Annotated in this window: 1 protein-coding gene; it reads right to left on the minus strand. The window is 68.5% G+C overall.

Annotated elements, in window-relative coordinates; genetic code table 11:
- The coding region (locus IG99_RS43915; RefSeq protein ID WP_324606177.1) for a condensation domain-containing protein at positions 1-204 on the minus strand (204 nt) is incomplete at its 3' end.
- Positions 205-241 lie beyond the last annotated feature (37 nt).

Here is a 241-nt window from a genome sequence, read left to right on the forward strand (position 1 = left end):
CCCCTCCCACAGCACGGCCGTGCGGAGAATGTCGTGCCGGTCCACGACCTTTTGCAGCACGGCGACGAACCCGTCCAACCGGGCCCGGGAATCGAACCCGAGCACCATCGGCAGCACATACGCGTCCTCACCCGACGACGCACCCATCAGGTGGTGGAAGAGGATGCCCTCCTGGAGCGGCGCCAGCGGGTAGATGTCCGCCACATTGGCCACACCGCCCGGAACCCGGGCCACCACCCTG

Source organism: Streptomyces griseus subsp. griseus (genome assembly GCF_000720255.1).
GTDB classification, from domain to species: Bacteria; Actinomycetota; Actinomycetes; order Streptomycetales; family Streptomycetaceae; genus Streptomyces; species Streptomyces griseus_I.